This is a genomic window from Gordonia sp. SGD-V-85 (genome assembly GCF_001456905.1).
Taxonomy (GTDB): Bacteria; Actinomycetota; Actinomycetes; order Mycobacteriales; family Mycobacteriaceae; genus Gordonia; species Gordonia hongkongensis.
In genome coordinates this window covers 21,106-34,648 of record NZ_LNQO01000002.1, presented here as the reverse complement: position 1 = coordinate 34,648, position 13,543 = coordinate 21,106, and the positions used below count along the sequence as shown (strand labels likewise).

The window sequence follows — 13,543 nt, the reverse complement described above, 5'->3', positions numbered from 1 at the left end:
AACGACTATTCGGGTAGTGGGTGCATGAGTTCAGGTCGGGGCACTGCGGTACGGCGCGCGCAGCCATGGGTTCTGCGAATCATCGCCGTGTTCACGTTGACGATGTCCCTGCCGACCCTCACCGGTGCGACGAGCACGGCGGTGGTCCTCGGCAGCATGGCGCCGTTCTCCGCTCCACCTCGTGCCACGCCGGTCCACGAACTGACACCGACCGTCGACCCGGAGACCGAGACCTACCCCGAGCGACTCGAGCGCATCGAGACCATGAGCCGCCCGCTGCTGCCCACGCCGAAGTCACTCGAGGGCGCCGAGACACGCTGCGCAAGCGGCGATTTCACGACCCTCGCAGTGGTGTACGACTCTGTCTTCGACGCGGTGTACGAGGTCCTGCCGCCGTCTCTGCGTGCCGCGGCGAGGCAGAGTCGGATAGCGGCGCACCGCGATATGCGCCGTCTGCACGTGTCGACACTCGCCGTCACCGAGCACCCCCTCACCCTCGGCGCCGACGACGACCCCGCACTCGACTACCGCGACCCGATCTCGCAGCTCCTCGTGTCGAACCTGCTGAAGATCCGCGACGGCCGGCACACCGAGGCCATCCCCCTCGGGAACATCACCGTCATCCAGGCCGTGGAGACGGTGTGGCTGTACCTGTTCACCACGGTCCTGATCCCCGCGCGCGTCCTCGCCGGTTCGACCCCCGACCTCGGTAGCCCCTTCGCCGGCACGGACGCCGACTTCCTGGCGCCGTTCGTCACCTACAACTGGCTCATCTCGGCCTTCGTCTTCTCCTCCGAGTTCGCGGTGAAGGCCCTCCTGCGCGCCACGGCCAAGACAGTTCTCGACCAGTGCGTCGCGCGGGTGACCGACGAGCAGCGCGCCCAGGCCGGGCGCCCCAGCGACACCGTGCGTTTCGACATCCCGATCCCGCCGATCGTGTCCGAGATCGCCGACCACCTCGCGCTGGCCGACGTCGAGACCTGCACGCCGATCGGCTCACTCACCCTGGGACGGCTGGTGCGGTACGTGTCCGCGCAGGCACAGGAGAACAACCCGGCCGATGCGCCCGCGATCCGGGCCGAGACCACACGAATTCTCGGCGTCATGCGCGGAATCCGCATCCACCACAACCTCATTCCGCTCGACCCGGCGGAGGACCGCTCCGTCGGCGAGATGGGCGCGTCGCTGTTCGGTTCGCTGATTCCGGTCTTTGGTGGCGCTCCGCTCGACATCCTCCTCGGCATCGGACACAACCTCGGCCACGGCGCGGATCCATGGGAGACGGTGTCGCTCGACGAGCTCACCGTCAGCAAGCCGATCACCGCGGCGCATTATGCGTACAAGCTGGCGCTGCATTTGATCCGGGAAGTAGGCAATGTCATCGAGCCGTCGATCGTCGGTGACAGCCCGCTACGACCCACCAGACTGCTCGTCACGGTCCTGGGCCTGCCGATGACCTACGGACTGGTGACCGCGCACCACGTAATCCGGTCGATGTGCCTACGCGTCGACGACACGACGGGCAGCGGACTCGGCGCGGAGGCCAATCGGCGGACGACAACCGACTCGACTCCCCGCATCGAGCCGACGCGAAAGCCGGAAGCCTCCCGGTCATCGGCGTCGAGAACATCGGAACCGTCACGTCCGGAAGAATCCATTCGCCATCCCGAACCGCCCCGATTCGCCATTCCCGGCCGCAATTGACTCCGTGTTGCGCATTCGGTAATCGCGATGTCGGACGATTCGCCCGAGAATCCCGACACCGGGAAAGCGCAGGTCCATGCTTCCCGCGCGTCTATCGACTACCGTTGGGGGCGTGTCGAAAATTCAGACGGTGACCTTTGTCGACGACCTGGACGGTCGCGAACTCGATCCCCAAGACGCACAGACCGTTTCGTGGTCGTGGCTCGGCGTCGACTACGAGCTCGACGTGTCCGCGGCCAATCTCGACAAGATCGAGCAGGGCAAGGTGACAGTCGCGAAACTACTCAAGGCATCGACCCGGGTCGGCGGCCGACGACGGTCGCCATCAGCACGGACGAAGACCAATTCCGCCGGGAGTGGTGCGTCGGTGAATGCCTCGATTCGAGACTGGGCAGCGGAGAACGGATATGAGGTGTCCGCACGCGGCCGCATTCCGAACGACATCGTCGAGGCCTACAACTCCGCACACTGATATAGCCCACCGTGTTGTCACATTGATCGCCAGAGCCCGATTCTTCGGACTCTGGCGATTGTTCTTCCGCGGGGCTGATTGTCGATCCCCCGCCGATTACGTTCTGCCCTAAGGAGTTCCGCCGGCAGGGCGGAAAAACCCTGCGGCGGCGTCGAATCGAGATGCCGCGCGGATTCCGCCACCGATCAGCACCTTCCCCGTCTTCATCCTGTCAATGGACATCTTTGATAAACTGATGTCCACGCATGGTGTGCCACCGACGTGCAACGCAGTCACCGTCGGAGGCCACCCGAGGGGACAGGACAACCGGATGAGCACAACGGAGAACGAGTCGGTCGACGCCGACCACGCTGACGGCGAGGCCCCAGGGGAGGTCGCCGTGGCGGCCCGGGTCAGGGTCACGCTCGACGACGGTTCGACAAGGGAGGGCGAGGTCGTCGACGACTTCGCGGACCTGGCCGGCGACACCACCGTCGAGACCCGTATCGACGACGAGCGCACCGCACGACTACGCCGCTGGGCGATCTCGACCGACGATCACCAGATCGTCTTCGCCGACGACGACGCGGTCGAGGTCATCTCGGCCGAGCTGTGACTCAGAGCGGCGCGAGCCCGATCATTCGACGGTCCGACGAGAAAATCCACCCGTCGCCGTAGGGCTCGAGTGCTTTGCCGGTGACTAACGCATCCGCGTCGAAATCGATGGCGAGGAACGGTGCTGTCCACGCGACCTCGCCGGTGGTCACGTCGACAGCCGTGAGGGTGACGCCATCGCTGCCGGCCAACAGACGGTCGCGATAGCCGTCTGGGTTCACAATGGGCCGCCTAATGCACAGCGGTGCAGTACCGAAGCCCACACCCTGCTTATAGCGCTCATGAAGCCCCCGAGCCAACGCCCGCTCGCGCGACCTACACGAGCCATGAGCCCTCGCCGCATGGACTCTCAACCACCCTCGCACCCGAACACGCCATCACGACCCACGGGTTCCGGCTTATGATCAACGCCCCGGCCTGGTCGCCAACCACCATGAACATGTTTCTTCACTGACCTACTCGCCGCCCGCGCGATCGTATGCGAAGACGGTGACGATGCAGGGTCGCCTTCTCCGCACGGATCTACCGCCCGGTATAGGGGGTTCGCAGACTCCCGCTGCAGGTCAGCACGTGACAACAGTTCGGATTGGTCCAGCCTCGCGTGAACTCGTACCCAAACGGGCAGCGAGAACCATACGGCCAACTGATAGAGCCGACGTCGGCGTAGGTGAACCTTGCCGGCCCGTGAAACTCTAAAAAGACTGAGTATTGCTAGTGGGAGACCCAATAGCAGAAAACCGACAAATGCGCCAGAGGAGATCCCGCGCTCTACGGCTGCGACCATGGTAGTCGGCAGGGCTACGCTACCCCAAAGAATCCAGGCTGCGAATGGCTGCAACACAAAATGCAGCTCCATTCTCTTCGTGTTGAATGATGACCAGGATGTAAGAGCGCACAATCCGATCACAAACAGAAAGAATGTGACGACGGTGGGTACGAGTATCGCCGTTTGCCAGAGGTAACTCCCGGCCATCGCCTGATCTCGAAGCACCCTCACGACTGAGACATACAGTACAACGCCCACCCATAACGGGGCACTCACCGCTGCGGTCCTAACGAAGAGGGCGCCGACAAGGGAATGCCGCTGGCCGTTCGAGACACTTGGCACTCCCTTGTCTCGCAGGACTGTCCGCCACTTGTGCAGTCGGTCGAGTCGCTGCTCTAGTACTTCCTGGCGGCGGTAGCGACTCGCCGAGCTGAAGTCATCGAGCAGGATGCTGCTCATCAAGAAGATAGCGATCGTCCCAAAAGTCGCCAGCACCATCGCGCCGACGTCTGACTTGTCATGCACACCAAGCCAACCGACTGTCATTACTACAACGCACGCGCATGCTAACGCCGATGTCATCGCATCCATACACTGTCGCCATAGGGCCATTGCGGCTTGCTCAATGTAGGATTCGCTCCCCTTGTTTCGCATCGACAGTGTGATGCTTATCGACACCGAAGCAGCCAGCGCGATACCGATCCAGTTTCGCGCGGTCTCAGGTGTTACGAGGCCATCTAAGTGTGGTCGGATGTCAGGAACCCACTGATACGGCTCAAACATCTGAGCGTCCGTCTGCCCCGGGTGTCCCAAAAGCCAGACCAAATAGCCTGCGCCGTAGGTGACTACGAAGGCTCCGATCACGTCCCCGATTACGCGAGAGCGAAATCGATCGCGGACGTGGCGCCTGGCTTCCGCTGACAGTCTTCGGGCCTCGAGACGGGCTTCATCGGCGCAAGACTTTTTTCTTCGTTCTACACGCGGTCGTAGGAATCCAAAACGCAGACAAAGTAGAGCGATCATCGTCAATAGCAGAAGTTGCGCTCTTGTTCGAGTCATTCTGTACCGCTCTTCCCGTCGAGTGCGGCTTGCATCCTCAAGGCGACGCAGAAACCGCAAAGGTAAGTTGCAACTGATTGGAAAGGTGACCATATCGAAGACCCCTGACATTCATGGAGTGATCTGGCGCCGCCAGTCGAAGGCGCTAGCCGGCCGCCGAGTAGGCGTCCATTGAGAACGGGTCATGGCATCGAAAGCGGAACTCCGCGAGATGCATGCAGCGGCCACGGCGCTCCAAGGGTTCGCGACCGTCCGCCCAAGATGATCGAAGAACGGGCGACGAGCATGTTGAGCGCAATCTCGATATGCACGCCGGTCGACTGAATTCGACGACGTCATCGGCGCTGCACTCGACGACACAATTCCGTCTGTTGAGGTCGATCCAGTCCCGACAACAGACCTTGCCGGCGCCGTTCCCAGATCGGAGTTTCTTCTCTGTGCGACGGTTCGCTACCGCCAAACTATGTCCAACATCCAGACAGTCGCAGTCATTGACAATCTAGATGGGCGGAATCTGAGATGCCCAGCGGGCGTCACTGCCAACCGTTGCCGCAAGTGTTTCCGTTCTGAGAAGGCTTGAAATGTTGGCATGCCGGATGCCGACGGGTGCTCGGCGCGTCGGTAGTTCTGCTGCGCCGAGTGCGCCGCGACTTGAGCTGTTACCTAGGCAAGGCTGCACCAGGCGCGAGGAGCACTGTCACCGTCGACTCACGATGCAGGGCTTTCGAGCGCAACTGCGGGTGCGAGTTTATGGTGCGCGAGGGGGGACTTGAACCCCCACGTCCTGAGACACTGGAACCTAAATCCAGCGCGTCTGCCAATTCCGCCACTCGCGCGTGGGCGCGACTCGCCGGAGTGTGAGTCACGCAGTGTAACGGCGACCACCCTACCGCCCGCGTTCTGATCATCGCAGGCCAGGTACCGTCGTAGCCATGTCCCCCACCCGCCGCCGCACCCACCGGCCCGCGCTCACGGTGCTCGCCGTATCCGCCGCGGTGGTGTGCCTGGTGCTCGCGTGGTGGCAGTGGTCACGCTATGAGTCCGCATCCGGTTCCGGACTCAATCTCGGCTACGCCCTGCAGTGGCCGGCGTTCGCCGCGGCCGTGATCTATGCCTATCGACGTTTCGTCATCCTGGAGAGCGATCCCGAGGAAGCCCGCAAGGTCGCGGCGAAGAACTCCGTCGCCGAGATCCCGGAGGGCATCCTGCCCGAGCGCCCCACCACGCCCAGCGCGTCGTCGTTGGCATCGCCGGACCCCGCCAACGATGTCGCGCTGGTCGAGTACAACCGCTATCTCGCCGAGCTCCGCGACGCCGACGCGCACACCACCGACGCCCGACCCACCCCCTCATCGAAAGGCCCGCAGTGACCGAGACCGACCCCACCGCCCCCGCCCTCGCCGCCCCGGTGGAGAAGGTCCGCGGCGCGCTGTTGCGGTATCGCGTCCTCGCCTGGATCACCGGCGTGTGGTTGCTGCTTCTCGTCGTCGAACTCGTCCTGACCTACGGCTACGACAACCACGCTCTGGACTTCGTACCGTTCGTGCACGGCTGGGTGTACTTCGTCTACCTGATCATGGCCATCGACCTCGCTATCAAGGTCCGCTGGAGCGTCGGGAAGACCATCATCACCGCGATCGCGGGCACCATCCCCTTCCTGTCCTTCTGGTTCGAGCACAAGCGCACCAAGGAAGTGAAGGCGCAGTTCAACCTCTGATCTCCTCGTGCTGGACGGCCGTTCACCCGGGTCCGGCTGACTGGACCCCGTGCGGATCGTCCAGCTAGCGAACTTCTACGGCGGCCGCTCCGGCGGTCTTCGTACCGCCGTGGACCGCTGGGGCGCCGGCTATGTCGGGGCTGGTCACGACGTCGTCCTGATCGTCCCCGGCGCTGATCCCGGTGAGGAGACGCTCGCTTCGGGCGTCACCCGGATCACCGTTGCCGCGCCGCGGATTCCCGCCTCGGGCGGCTACCGCCTGGCGTCGGCCCGACGCGTCGCCGACGTCCTCACCCATCTCCGTCCCGACGCCCTCGAGGTGTCCGACCGCCTCACCCTGCGGGGTTTCGGCCGGTGGGCCCGCGCGCGAGACGTCCACTCGACGATGGTGTCCCATGAACGCCTCGACCGACTGCTCGGCCAGGTCATGCCCGGCCGCACGGCACGTGCACTGGCCGACCGCGCGAACGCGGCCACCGCCCGTGACTACGACACCGTCGTGTGCACCACCGACTTCGCCGCCGCGGAGTTCGATCGCGTGAGGGCGACCAACGTCGTCCGCGCCCCGCTCGGCGTCGACCTCGATGTCTTCGACCCCCGACACCTCGACCCGAACCTGGGCGCACGGTGGTCCGGCGGCACCGGAGCGCTCATCGCCCACTGCGGACGCCTCTCGGTGGAGAAGCGCGCCGACCGCAGCATCGCCGCGCTCGGCAGACTCCATCGGTCGGGAACGCCGGCGCACCTGGTGATCGCGGGCGACGGACCGATGCGAGCCCCGCTGCAGCATCTGGCCCGCGGGTTACCCGTGACCTTCCTGGGCCATCTCTCCGAGCGGAGTCAGGTCGCCGCGCTCCTCGCCAGCGCCGACATCTCCCTTTCCCCCGGTCCGCACGAGACCTTCTGCCTCTCCGCGCTGGAATCACTGGCCGCCGGCACACCGGTCATCGGGTCGCAGTCGTCGGCAGTCGCGACCCTGGTCGACGACACATGCGGCGCAGCTGCCGAGGACTCTGGCCCGGGCTTCGCGAGCGCGATCCGGCAAGTTCTCAGCCTCCCCCGCGTCGACCGCGAACGGGCGGCGCGTCATCGAGCGACCCAGTACCCCTGGCCCGACTCGGTCGCGCGGATGTTGGGAGTCCACGCGGGCTGCTGAGCGCCCCTCTGCTTCGCCCCGTGCACAGGCGATGCATTTCGACGCCCGGTCGACGGGATCGAGCGCACAATCAACGGGCCATTGAAACTGCACCGTCTGGACGGTATAGTTATAAGCGATCCGGGAAGTCCTCGGGACATCGAGCACGGAGGGTCCGATGGCACGCACGTCCGGGCGGAGTGCCGCCGACACCCGACGGTTGATCCTCGACGCCGCGGCCCGGCTAATTTCGCGACACGGTGCCGCCGTGTCCGTCTCCGAGATCGCCGCCGCGGCCGGGGTGTCGAAGGGCGGACTGCTCTACCACTTCCCCGCCAAGGACGGCCTGCTCGAAGAACTCGCGGCGGACCTGATGGCCCAGTTCCGGTCGAACGTCGAACGGACCGCCGACGAGGAGGACGACGCGCCGGGACGGCTGACCAGGGCCTACATTCGGGTGAGTTTCGCCGACGCGCGAGACTCCGCCGGCCTGCGCGACCAGATCGCGCTGGCCGCCAGCCTGATGTACGAACCGGGCCCGGCCGCGCTCGCCCAGCAGGACGCTGATCACTGGCGCGCCGCGCTGTTCGACGACGGTCTCGACCCGGCGGTCACGCGACTGATCATCGCGGCCGCCGACGGCTCGAACACCGCTCCCCTGTGGGGAGCCGTCCTCGACGACACCGAACGGGCCGCCCTCGAAGCAGACCTCATCGCTCTCACCCACACACACGCAAAGAAGGGATCATGACCGACATCACCTACCGCCCCTACCGTTCCACCGACGCCGAAGACGTCAAGAAGATCATCGACGAGGCGTTCTACATCCACCGCTACGTCCACGGACAACACGTCCTGGACGCGGCACTCGAGGTCTACCTCCGCGAGCAACTCGTCGCGAGTACCTGGAGTCGCGTCGCGGTGAAGGACGGCCGCGTGGTGGGAATCATCCTGGGACGGATCGACGGCGAGCCACATCTCGGCGAGCGGACGAAGAATCGCGCGCTGCTCTGGGCGCATACCGCCAGAGCTGCGATTCTCGGACTGCCCCAGTGGAAGTCGCTGCGGGCCCTGTTCGCTTTCGAGTCGGTGGCCCACCGGCTCGGCGCCGCGACGGGCACGTCGCTCGACGACGAACTGACCCTGTTCGCAGTCGCCTCGACGACGCGCGGACACGGCGTCGGAGCGGCGCTGTACGGCGCGTTCCTCGACCATCTCCGAAGCCGCGGCCGCTCCGACTTCCACCTGTACACAGACTCGCTGTGCACCTTCGGATTCTACGAGCGGCAGGGCATGTCACGTGCCGGCGCCGACGATATGGACATCCTGCTCGACGGCGAACCGCACACGCTGGGGGTCTACATCTACACCGGCGCCGCGAGCTGATCGGAGTCCGGACGCCGACGCAAGGGGGGTCAGCCCGCGAGCGCCCGCAGCGCCGGAACCAACTGCGCCAACGCTTTTCCGCGGTGACTGAGCCCGTCCTTCTCCGCCGGCGACAGCTCCGCCGCGGACCGGCCGTCGGCGATCTCGTCGTCGGGGGCGAACAGCGGGTCGTACCCGAACCCGTTCGGCCCGCGCTCCTCTCGCAGGACTCGTCCGCGCCACTCGCCGCGCACCACCGTCTCCGTCCCGCCCGGCAGCACGAGCGCGCAGGCCGAGACGAACGCGGCGCCGCGTCGTTCGTCCGGGGTGTCCGACAGCTGGGCGAGCAGCAGCGCGTTGTTGGCCGGGTCGTCCCCGTGCCGGCCCGACCAACGCGCCGACAGCACGCCCGGCATGCCGTTCAGGGCATCCACCGCGATACCGGAATCATCCGCGAGACATGGGATTCCGATGGCCTTCGCACCCGCGCGGGCCTTGATCAGCGCATTGTCCTCGAAGGTGGCACCGGTCTCGGGTTCCTCCGGGTACTCGGCCACGGCGTCGAGACCGATGACCTCCACCCCGGTGATTCCCGCGGCGTCGACGACGCGCTGCAATTCGGCGAGCTTCTTGCGATTACGGCTGGCCAGCAGCACCGAGGACATCAGGCCCGTCCGGGGAGTTCGCCGGGGTACGGCTCGGCGAGTACGGCTCGCTGCGCCTCGAACAGCTTCTCGGTTCCGATCGCGGCCACGTCGAGCAGCGCATCGAGCGTCGAGCGCGGGAACGTCGCACCCTCGCCGGTGCCCTGCACCTCGACGAGCGTGCCGGCGTCGGTCGCCACGACGTTCATGTCCACCTCGGCGCGCGAGTCCTCTTCGTAGGGAAGGTCGAGCCGGACGCGGCCGTCGACAACCCCCACGCTGACCGCGGCGATCGCGCACGAAAGCGGTTGCGGGTCGGACAGTTTGCCCGCGGCACGCAGGTAGGTGATTGCGTCCGCCAGCGCGACATAGGCACCGGTGATGGCTGCGGTGCGGGTACCGCCGTCAGCCTGCAGGACGTCGCAGTCCAGGGCGATGGTGTTCTCGCCCAGGGCACCGAGATCGACGCACGCACGCAGCGACCGGCCGATGAGTCGACTGATCTCGTGGGTGCGACCACCCACCCGGCCCTTGACCGATTCACGTGACGACCGGTCGTGGGTGGCGGCGGGCAACATCGCGTACTCCGCGGTCAGCCAGCCCAAGCCTGAACCACGACGCCACGGCGGGACACCCTCGGTGACACTCGCGGTGCACATCACCCGCGTCTTGCCGAATTCCACCAGGACCGAACCCGCCGGATGGCTGGTGAAACCGCGGGTGAACGTGATGGGACGGAGTTCGTCGTCGGCTCTGCCGTCAGCTCGTGTGGTCACGGGTCTCACTGTAACGACCGGCGCGGACACGACAGCTAGGTGAGGTCGAAGACCTGTCCCTGGCTGACGAGCTCCGTCGGACCGGAGAACGTGCTGCGGGCCTCGGCGAGGATCTCCGCCGAATCGGACCACGGGGCGACGTGGGTGATCGCGAGTGTTCGGACGTTCGCCTTGGTCGCGGCCTCCCCCGCCTCGATGCCCGACATGTGCAGATCCGGTGGGCGCTCCGAGGGCGCATGGGTCCACGACGCCTCGCACAGGAACAGGTCGGCGTCGGCCGCGAGGTCGATGAGTTCGTCGCACGGCGCGGTGTCTCCGCTGTAGGCGATCACCTGTCCGTCGGGACCGGTGATCCGCAGACCGAAGGTGTCGGGCGGATGATTGACGTTCATCGCCCGGATTCGCATCCCGCCCAGGGTGATCTCCTGGTCGTCGCTCCACTCGTGGACGTCGAAGGTGTCGGTGATGTCGTCGAGCTGTCCGGGGAATTCCGACGACCCGTAGCCGATCCGGAGGGCGGTGCCGGGTGGGCCGTAGAGCGGCGCCCGCCGCCGTGCCGGCTGTGGTGCGTACCGACGCCAGACGAGCATCGCGGGCAGATCGAGGCAGTGATCGGCGTGGAGATGACTGAGGACGACGGCGACATTGTTGGGGTCGGTGACGCGCTGCAGTTCGCCGAAGACACCCGGGCCGCAGTCCACGAGGACCGGTTGTTCACCGGGTACGGAGAGCAGGTAGCCGGAGCACGCGGCTCCCGGTCCGCCCACACTGCCCGAGCACCCGAGGACCGTGAGACGCATAGGCCCCACTGTGCCACGATTCCGCGCGCGGGCGGCGGCATACGGGTCACAAGTGCGCGGCGATGCGCAGTTGACCCCTCACACGTGCTGCACGGCTCCGATCACCGGCCCCAGGAATCGGTTCGACAGTTTCGCGAAGAGCTCCGGGTCACCGGTCGCCTGGAAGACGCGGGTGGCGTCGCGGCCGGTGTGCGGGTGCAGCAGGTCGGCCTCGGTGAGGACCCGGAAGAGGTCCTTCGCCGTCTCCTCCGCGCTCGACACCAGGGTGACCTCGTCGCCCATCGCCAGCTGGATGACCCCGGACAGCAGCGGGTAATGGGTGCAGCCGAGGACCACGGTGTCCACGCCGGCCTGCTGCAGTGGTTCGAGGTAACCCTGCGCGAGTCCGAGGATCTGCCGGCCGCTGGTGATACCGCGTTCGACGAAGTCGACGAACCGCGGACAGGGCACCGCGGTGATCACCGCGTCGCGTGCTGCCGCGAACGAATCCTGATATGCCCGTGAGGAAATCGTCGCCTCGGTACCCAGCACGCCGATCCGGCCCGTCTTGGTGGCGACCACCGCGCGGCGCACCGCCGGCAGCACGACTTCGATGACCGGGATGGGGGCGTATCGCTCGCGCGCGTCGCGGAGGCAGGCGGCCGAGGCGGTGTTGCAGGCGATGACGATGGCCTTGACCCCGCGCTCGGCGAGGTCGTCGCCGATAGCGAGGGCGTGGCGTCGGATCTCCGGGATCGTGAGGGGACCGTAAGGCCCGTTGGCCGTGTCGCCGATGTAGACGATGTCCTCGTCCGGCAGTAGATCGATGATGGCGCGCGCGACCGTCAGTCCCCCGACACCCGAGTCGAAGATCCCGATGGGTGCGTCCTGGCCGCCCGCCGCGATTATGGCGCGACCCCCGGTGCGGTGACCGTCGGCTTCCGTCGATCCCGGGCCGCGAGTGCCCACGCCGCGAACACGCCGGCGATCGCACCGAACAGGTGGGCCTGCCAGGACACGAACGGGTCCGAGGGCAGGACGCCCCACAGGATCGATCCGTACACGAGGAACAGCACGAGGCCACCGAGGATCTGCCACAGATCGCGGTTGAACAGGCCGCGGACGATGAGGAAGGTGAGCCAGCCGAACACGATGCCCGACGCCCCAACGGTCGGCGAGTACGGCGCTGCGAACAGCCAGACACCGACCCCCGACACCACCCAGATGATGCCGGTGACGATGAGGAATTGCCGCGTCATCAGCACGAGGAAACACAGCACCGCGCCGGGCATCAGATTCGCGAGCAGATGCTGCCAGTCGCCGTGCAGCAGCGGCGCCCACAGGATGCCGTCCAGCCCGTCCACCTGACGTGCCACGATGCCGTTCTGGTCGAGGTCGTAGTGGGTCGCCACATCGATGGCCTCGATGACGAACAGCACCGCGACGATGCACGCGGTGATGATCGCAGAACGCAGCCACAGCGGACGCGCGCGTCGCGCGGGCTGTTGCCCGACCGGCGGGGTGTACGAGCTCATGGCGGGGAAGTCCTCGGTAGCGGGGTCAGGCCCAGAGCTGGCCTTCGAGTGCCTGCTCCGCGTCGTCGAGACTACCTTCGTACGCCCCGGTCGACAGATACTTCCATCCCGCGTCGGGCACGACGAAGCCGATGTCGGCGCGGGTCCCGGCCTTCAGTGCCCGCCGGCCGATACCGCGCGCGGCCTGCAGGATCGCACCGGTGGAGATCCCCGCGAAGATGCCCTCGAGGTCGATCAGCTCCCGCACTCGCGCGACCGCGTCCACGCCGGTCACCGAGAAGCGGCGGGTCAGCACCGAGTCGTCGTACAGCTCGGGGATGAAACCCTCGTCGATGTTGCGCAGGCCGTAGACCTCGTCGCCGTACCGCGGTTCGGCGGCGACGATCTCGATCTCGGGATTGCGTTCGCGCAGGAACCGCCCGACGCCCATCAGCGTTCCGGTCGTGCCGAGCCCGGCGACGAAGTGGGTGATCTCGGGCAGGTCGGCGTACAACTCGGGGCCGGTGCCCTCATAGTGCGCCGCGACGTTCGCCGCGTTGCCGTACTGGTAGAGCATCACCCAGTCGGGATTGTCCGCGGCGAGGCCCTTGGCCACCGCGACCGCGGTGTTGGAGCCGCCCGCCGCGGGTGAGGAGATGACCTGCGCGCCGAACATCCGCAACAGCGAGCGCCGTTCCTCCGAGGTGTTCTCGGGCATCACGCAGATCAGTTGATAGCCCTTGAGTTTCGCCGCCATCGCGAGCGAGATGCCGGTGTTGCCGCTCGTGGGTTCGAGGATCGTCGAGCCCGGCCGCAGCAACCCGTCGCGTTCGGCCTGCTCGATCATCCGCAGCGCGGGGCGGTCCTTGATGGATCCGGTCGGGTTCCGGTCCTCGAGCTTGGCCCACAGGCGGACGTGCGGGCCCTCGTCGGAGTCGTCCCAGCGCGGCGAGAGCCGTTGCAGACCGATGAGCGGGGTGTTGCCGACCGAGTCGATCAGGGAGTCGTAGCGGGCCAC

General features: G+C 66.4%; 15 protein-coding genes and 1 tRNA gene. 8 read left to right on the top strand and 8 right to left on the bottom strand.

Annotated features, from left to right (window positions below; genetic code table 11):
• Positions 1-24 precede the first annotated feature (24 nt).
• The 3 genes from AS181_RS02235 (at position 25) to AS181_RS02225 (ending at position 2,771) form a co-directional block, all read left to right on the top strand.
• Positions 25-1,704: a hypothetical protein gene (locus tag AS181_RS02235; RefSeq protein ID WP_231742225.1), complete on the top strand. Its 1,680-nt coding sequence runs from the start codon at positions 25-27 to the stop codon at positions 1,702-1,704.
• 112 nt (positions 1,705-1,816) lie between these two features.
• Positions 1,817-2,176 carry a histone-like nucleoid-structuring protein Lsr2 gene (locus tag AS181_RS02230; RefSeq protein WP_226513021.1) on the top strand — a complete coding sequence of 120 codons (360 nt, stop codon included), beginning with the start codon at positions 1,817-1,819 and terminating at the stop codon, positions 2,174-2,176.
• Positions 2,177-2,486: 310 nt separating this feature from the next.
• Positions 2,487-2,771: a hypothetical protein gene (locus AS181_RS02225; RefSeq protein ID WP_058250002.1), complete on the top strand. Its 285-nt coding sequence runs from the start codon at positions 2,487-2,489 to the stop codon at positions 2,769-2,771.
• A 1-nt stretch (position 2,772) separates the two neighbouring features.
• Here AS181_RS02225 and AS181_RS02220 read toward each other — a convergent pair whose 3' ends face one another.
• Entirely contained in the window at positions 2,773-3,033 is a 261-nt protein-coding gene (locus AS181_RS02220) for a hypothetical protein (protein ID WP_223258945.1), read from the bottom strand.
• 2,313 nt (positions 3,034-5,346) lie between these two features.
• Positions 5,347-5,431, bottom strand: a tRNA-Leu gene (locus tag AS181_RS02215).
• A 96-nt stretch (positions 5,432-5,527) separates the two neighbouring features.
• Between AS181_RS02215 and AS181_RS02210 the strand changes: the two genes are divergently transcribed.
• The 5 genes from AS181_RS02210 to AS181_RS02190 all read left to right on the top strand — a co-directional run bounded on the left by AS181_RS02210 (position 5,528) and on the right by AS181_RS02190 (position 8,833).
• Positions 5,528-5,965 carry a hypothetical protein gene (locus AS181_RS02210; RefSeq protein ID WP_058250000.1) on the top strand — a complete coding sequence of 146 codons (438 nt, stop codon included), beginning with the start codon at positions 5,528-5,530 and terminating at the stop codon, positions 5,963-5,965.
• On the top strand, positions 5,962-6,312 hold the full coding sequence (locus tag AS181_RS02205; protein ID WP_058249999.1) for a DUF3817 domain-containing protein: 351 nt from the start codon (positions 5,962-5,964) through the stop codon (positions 6,310-6,312). The genes AS181_RS02210 and AS181_RS02205 overlap by 4 nt, the downstream gene beginning before the upstream one ends.
• A 49-nt stretch (positions 6,313-6,361) precedes the next feature.
• Positions 6,362-7,468, top strand: a complete 1,107-nt coding sequence (locus AS181_RS02200; RefSeq protein WP_058249998.1) for a glycosyltransferase — start codon at positions 6,362-6,364, stop codon at positions 7,466-7,468.
• A 157-nt stretch (positions 7,469-7,625) separates the two neighbouring features.
• Positions 7,626-8,198, top strand: coding sequence for a TetR/AcrR family transcriptional regulator (locus AS181_RS02195; RefSeq protein WP_058249997.1), 573 nt, complete (start codon positions 7,626-7,628; stop codon positions 8,196-8,198).
• Positions 8,195-8,833, top strand: a complete 639-nt coding sequence (locus tag AS181_RS02190) for a GNAT family N-acetyltransferase (protein WP_058249996.1) — start codon at positions 8,195-8,197, stop codon at positions 8,831-8,833. The genes AS181_RS02195 and AS181_RS02190 overlap by 4 nt, the downstream gene beginning before the upstream one ends.
• A gap of 29 nt (positions 8,834-8,862) precedes the next feature.
• Here AS181_RS02190 and rdgB read toward each other — a convergent pair whose 3' ends face one another.
• The 6 genes from rdgB to AS181_RS02160 all read right to left on the bottom strand — a co-directional run bounded on the left by rdgB (position 8,863) and on the right by AS181_RS02160 (position 13,543).
• Positions 8,863-9,477: an RdgB/HAM1 family non-canonical purine NTP pyrophosphatase gene (gene rdgB, locus AS181_RS02185; RefSeq protein WP_058249995.1), complete on the bottom strand. Its 615-nt coding sequence runs from the start codon at positions 9,475-9,477 to the stop codon at positions 8,863-8,865.
• The gene (gene rph, locus AS181_RS02180) at positions 9,477-10,232 is read right to left on the bottom strand and encodes a ribonuclease PH (RefSeq protein ID WP_058249994.1); all 756 of its coding nucleotides are present in this window, start codon (positions 10,230-10,232) and stop codon (positions 9,477-9,479) included. Before rph ends, rdgB begins: the two co-directional genes overlap by 1 nt.
• Before the next feature lie 35 nt (positions 10,233-10,267).
• On the bottom strand, positions 10,268-11,032 hold the full coding sequence (locus AS181_RS02175; RefSeq protein ID WP_058249993.1) for a cyclic nucleotide-degrading phosphodiesterase: 765 nt from the start codon (positions 11,030-11,032) through the stop codon (positions 10,268-10,270).
• 78 nt (positions 11,033-11,110) lie between these two features.
• A complete protein-coding gene (gene murI / locus AS181_RS02170; RefSeq protein ID WP_175401051.1) occupies positions 11,111-11,917 on the bottom strand; it encodes a glutamate racemase in 807 nt (268 codons plus the stop codon).
• Positions 11,917-12,546: a rhomboid family intramembrane serine protease gene (locus tag AS181_RS02165; protein WP_058249992.1), complete on the bottom strand. Its 630-nt coding sequence runs from the start codon at positions 12,544-12,546 to the stop codon at positions 11,917-11,919. Before AS181_RS02165 ends, murI begins: the two co-directional genes overlap by 1 nt.
• Before the next feature lie 25 nt (positions 12,547-12,571).
• Positions 12,572-13,543, bottom strand: a complete 972-nt coding sequence (locus AS181_RS02160) for a PLP-dependent cysteine synthase family protein (RefSeq protein WP_058249991.1) — start codon at positions 13,541-13,543, stop codon at positions 12,572-12,574.

What these genes read in the sequence shown, in the direction of transcription:
- AS181_RS02235 (WP_231742225.1), top strand. Translation starts at nt 25, where the DNA reads ATGAGTTCAGGTCGGGGCACTGCGGTACGGCGCGCGCAGCCATGGGTT.
- AS181_RS02225 (WP_058250002.1), top strand. Translation starts at nt 2,487, where the DNA reads ATGAGCACAACGGAGAACGAGTCGGTCGACGCCGACCACGCTGACGGC.
- AS181_RS02210 (WP_058250000.1), top strand. Translation starts at nt 5,528, where the DNA reads ATGTCCCCCACCCGCCGCCGCACCCACCGGCCCGCGCTCACGGTGCTC.
- AS181_RS02195 (WP_058249997.1), top strand. Translation starts at nt 7,626, where the DNA reads ATGGCACGCACGTCCGGGCGGAGTGCCGCCGACACCCGACGGTTGATC.
- AS181_RS02190 (WP_058249996.1), top strand. Translation starts at nt 8,195, where the DNA reads ATGACCGACATCACCTACCGCCCCTACCGTTCCACCGACGCCGAAGAC.
- rdgB (WP_058249995.1), bottom strand. Translation starts at nt 9,477, where the DNA reads ATGTCCTCGGTGCTGCTGGCCAGCCGTAATCGCAAGAAGCTCGCCGAA.
- AS181_RS02175 (WP_058249993.1), bottom strand. Translation starts at nt 11,032, where the DNA reads ATGCGTCTCACGGTCCTCGGGTGCTCGGGCAGTGTGGGCGGACCGGGA.
- AS181_RS02165 (WP_058249992.1), bottom strand. Translation starts at nt 12,546, where the DNA reads ATGAGCTCGTACACCCCGCCGGTCGGGCAACAGCCCGCGCGACGCGCG.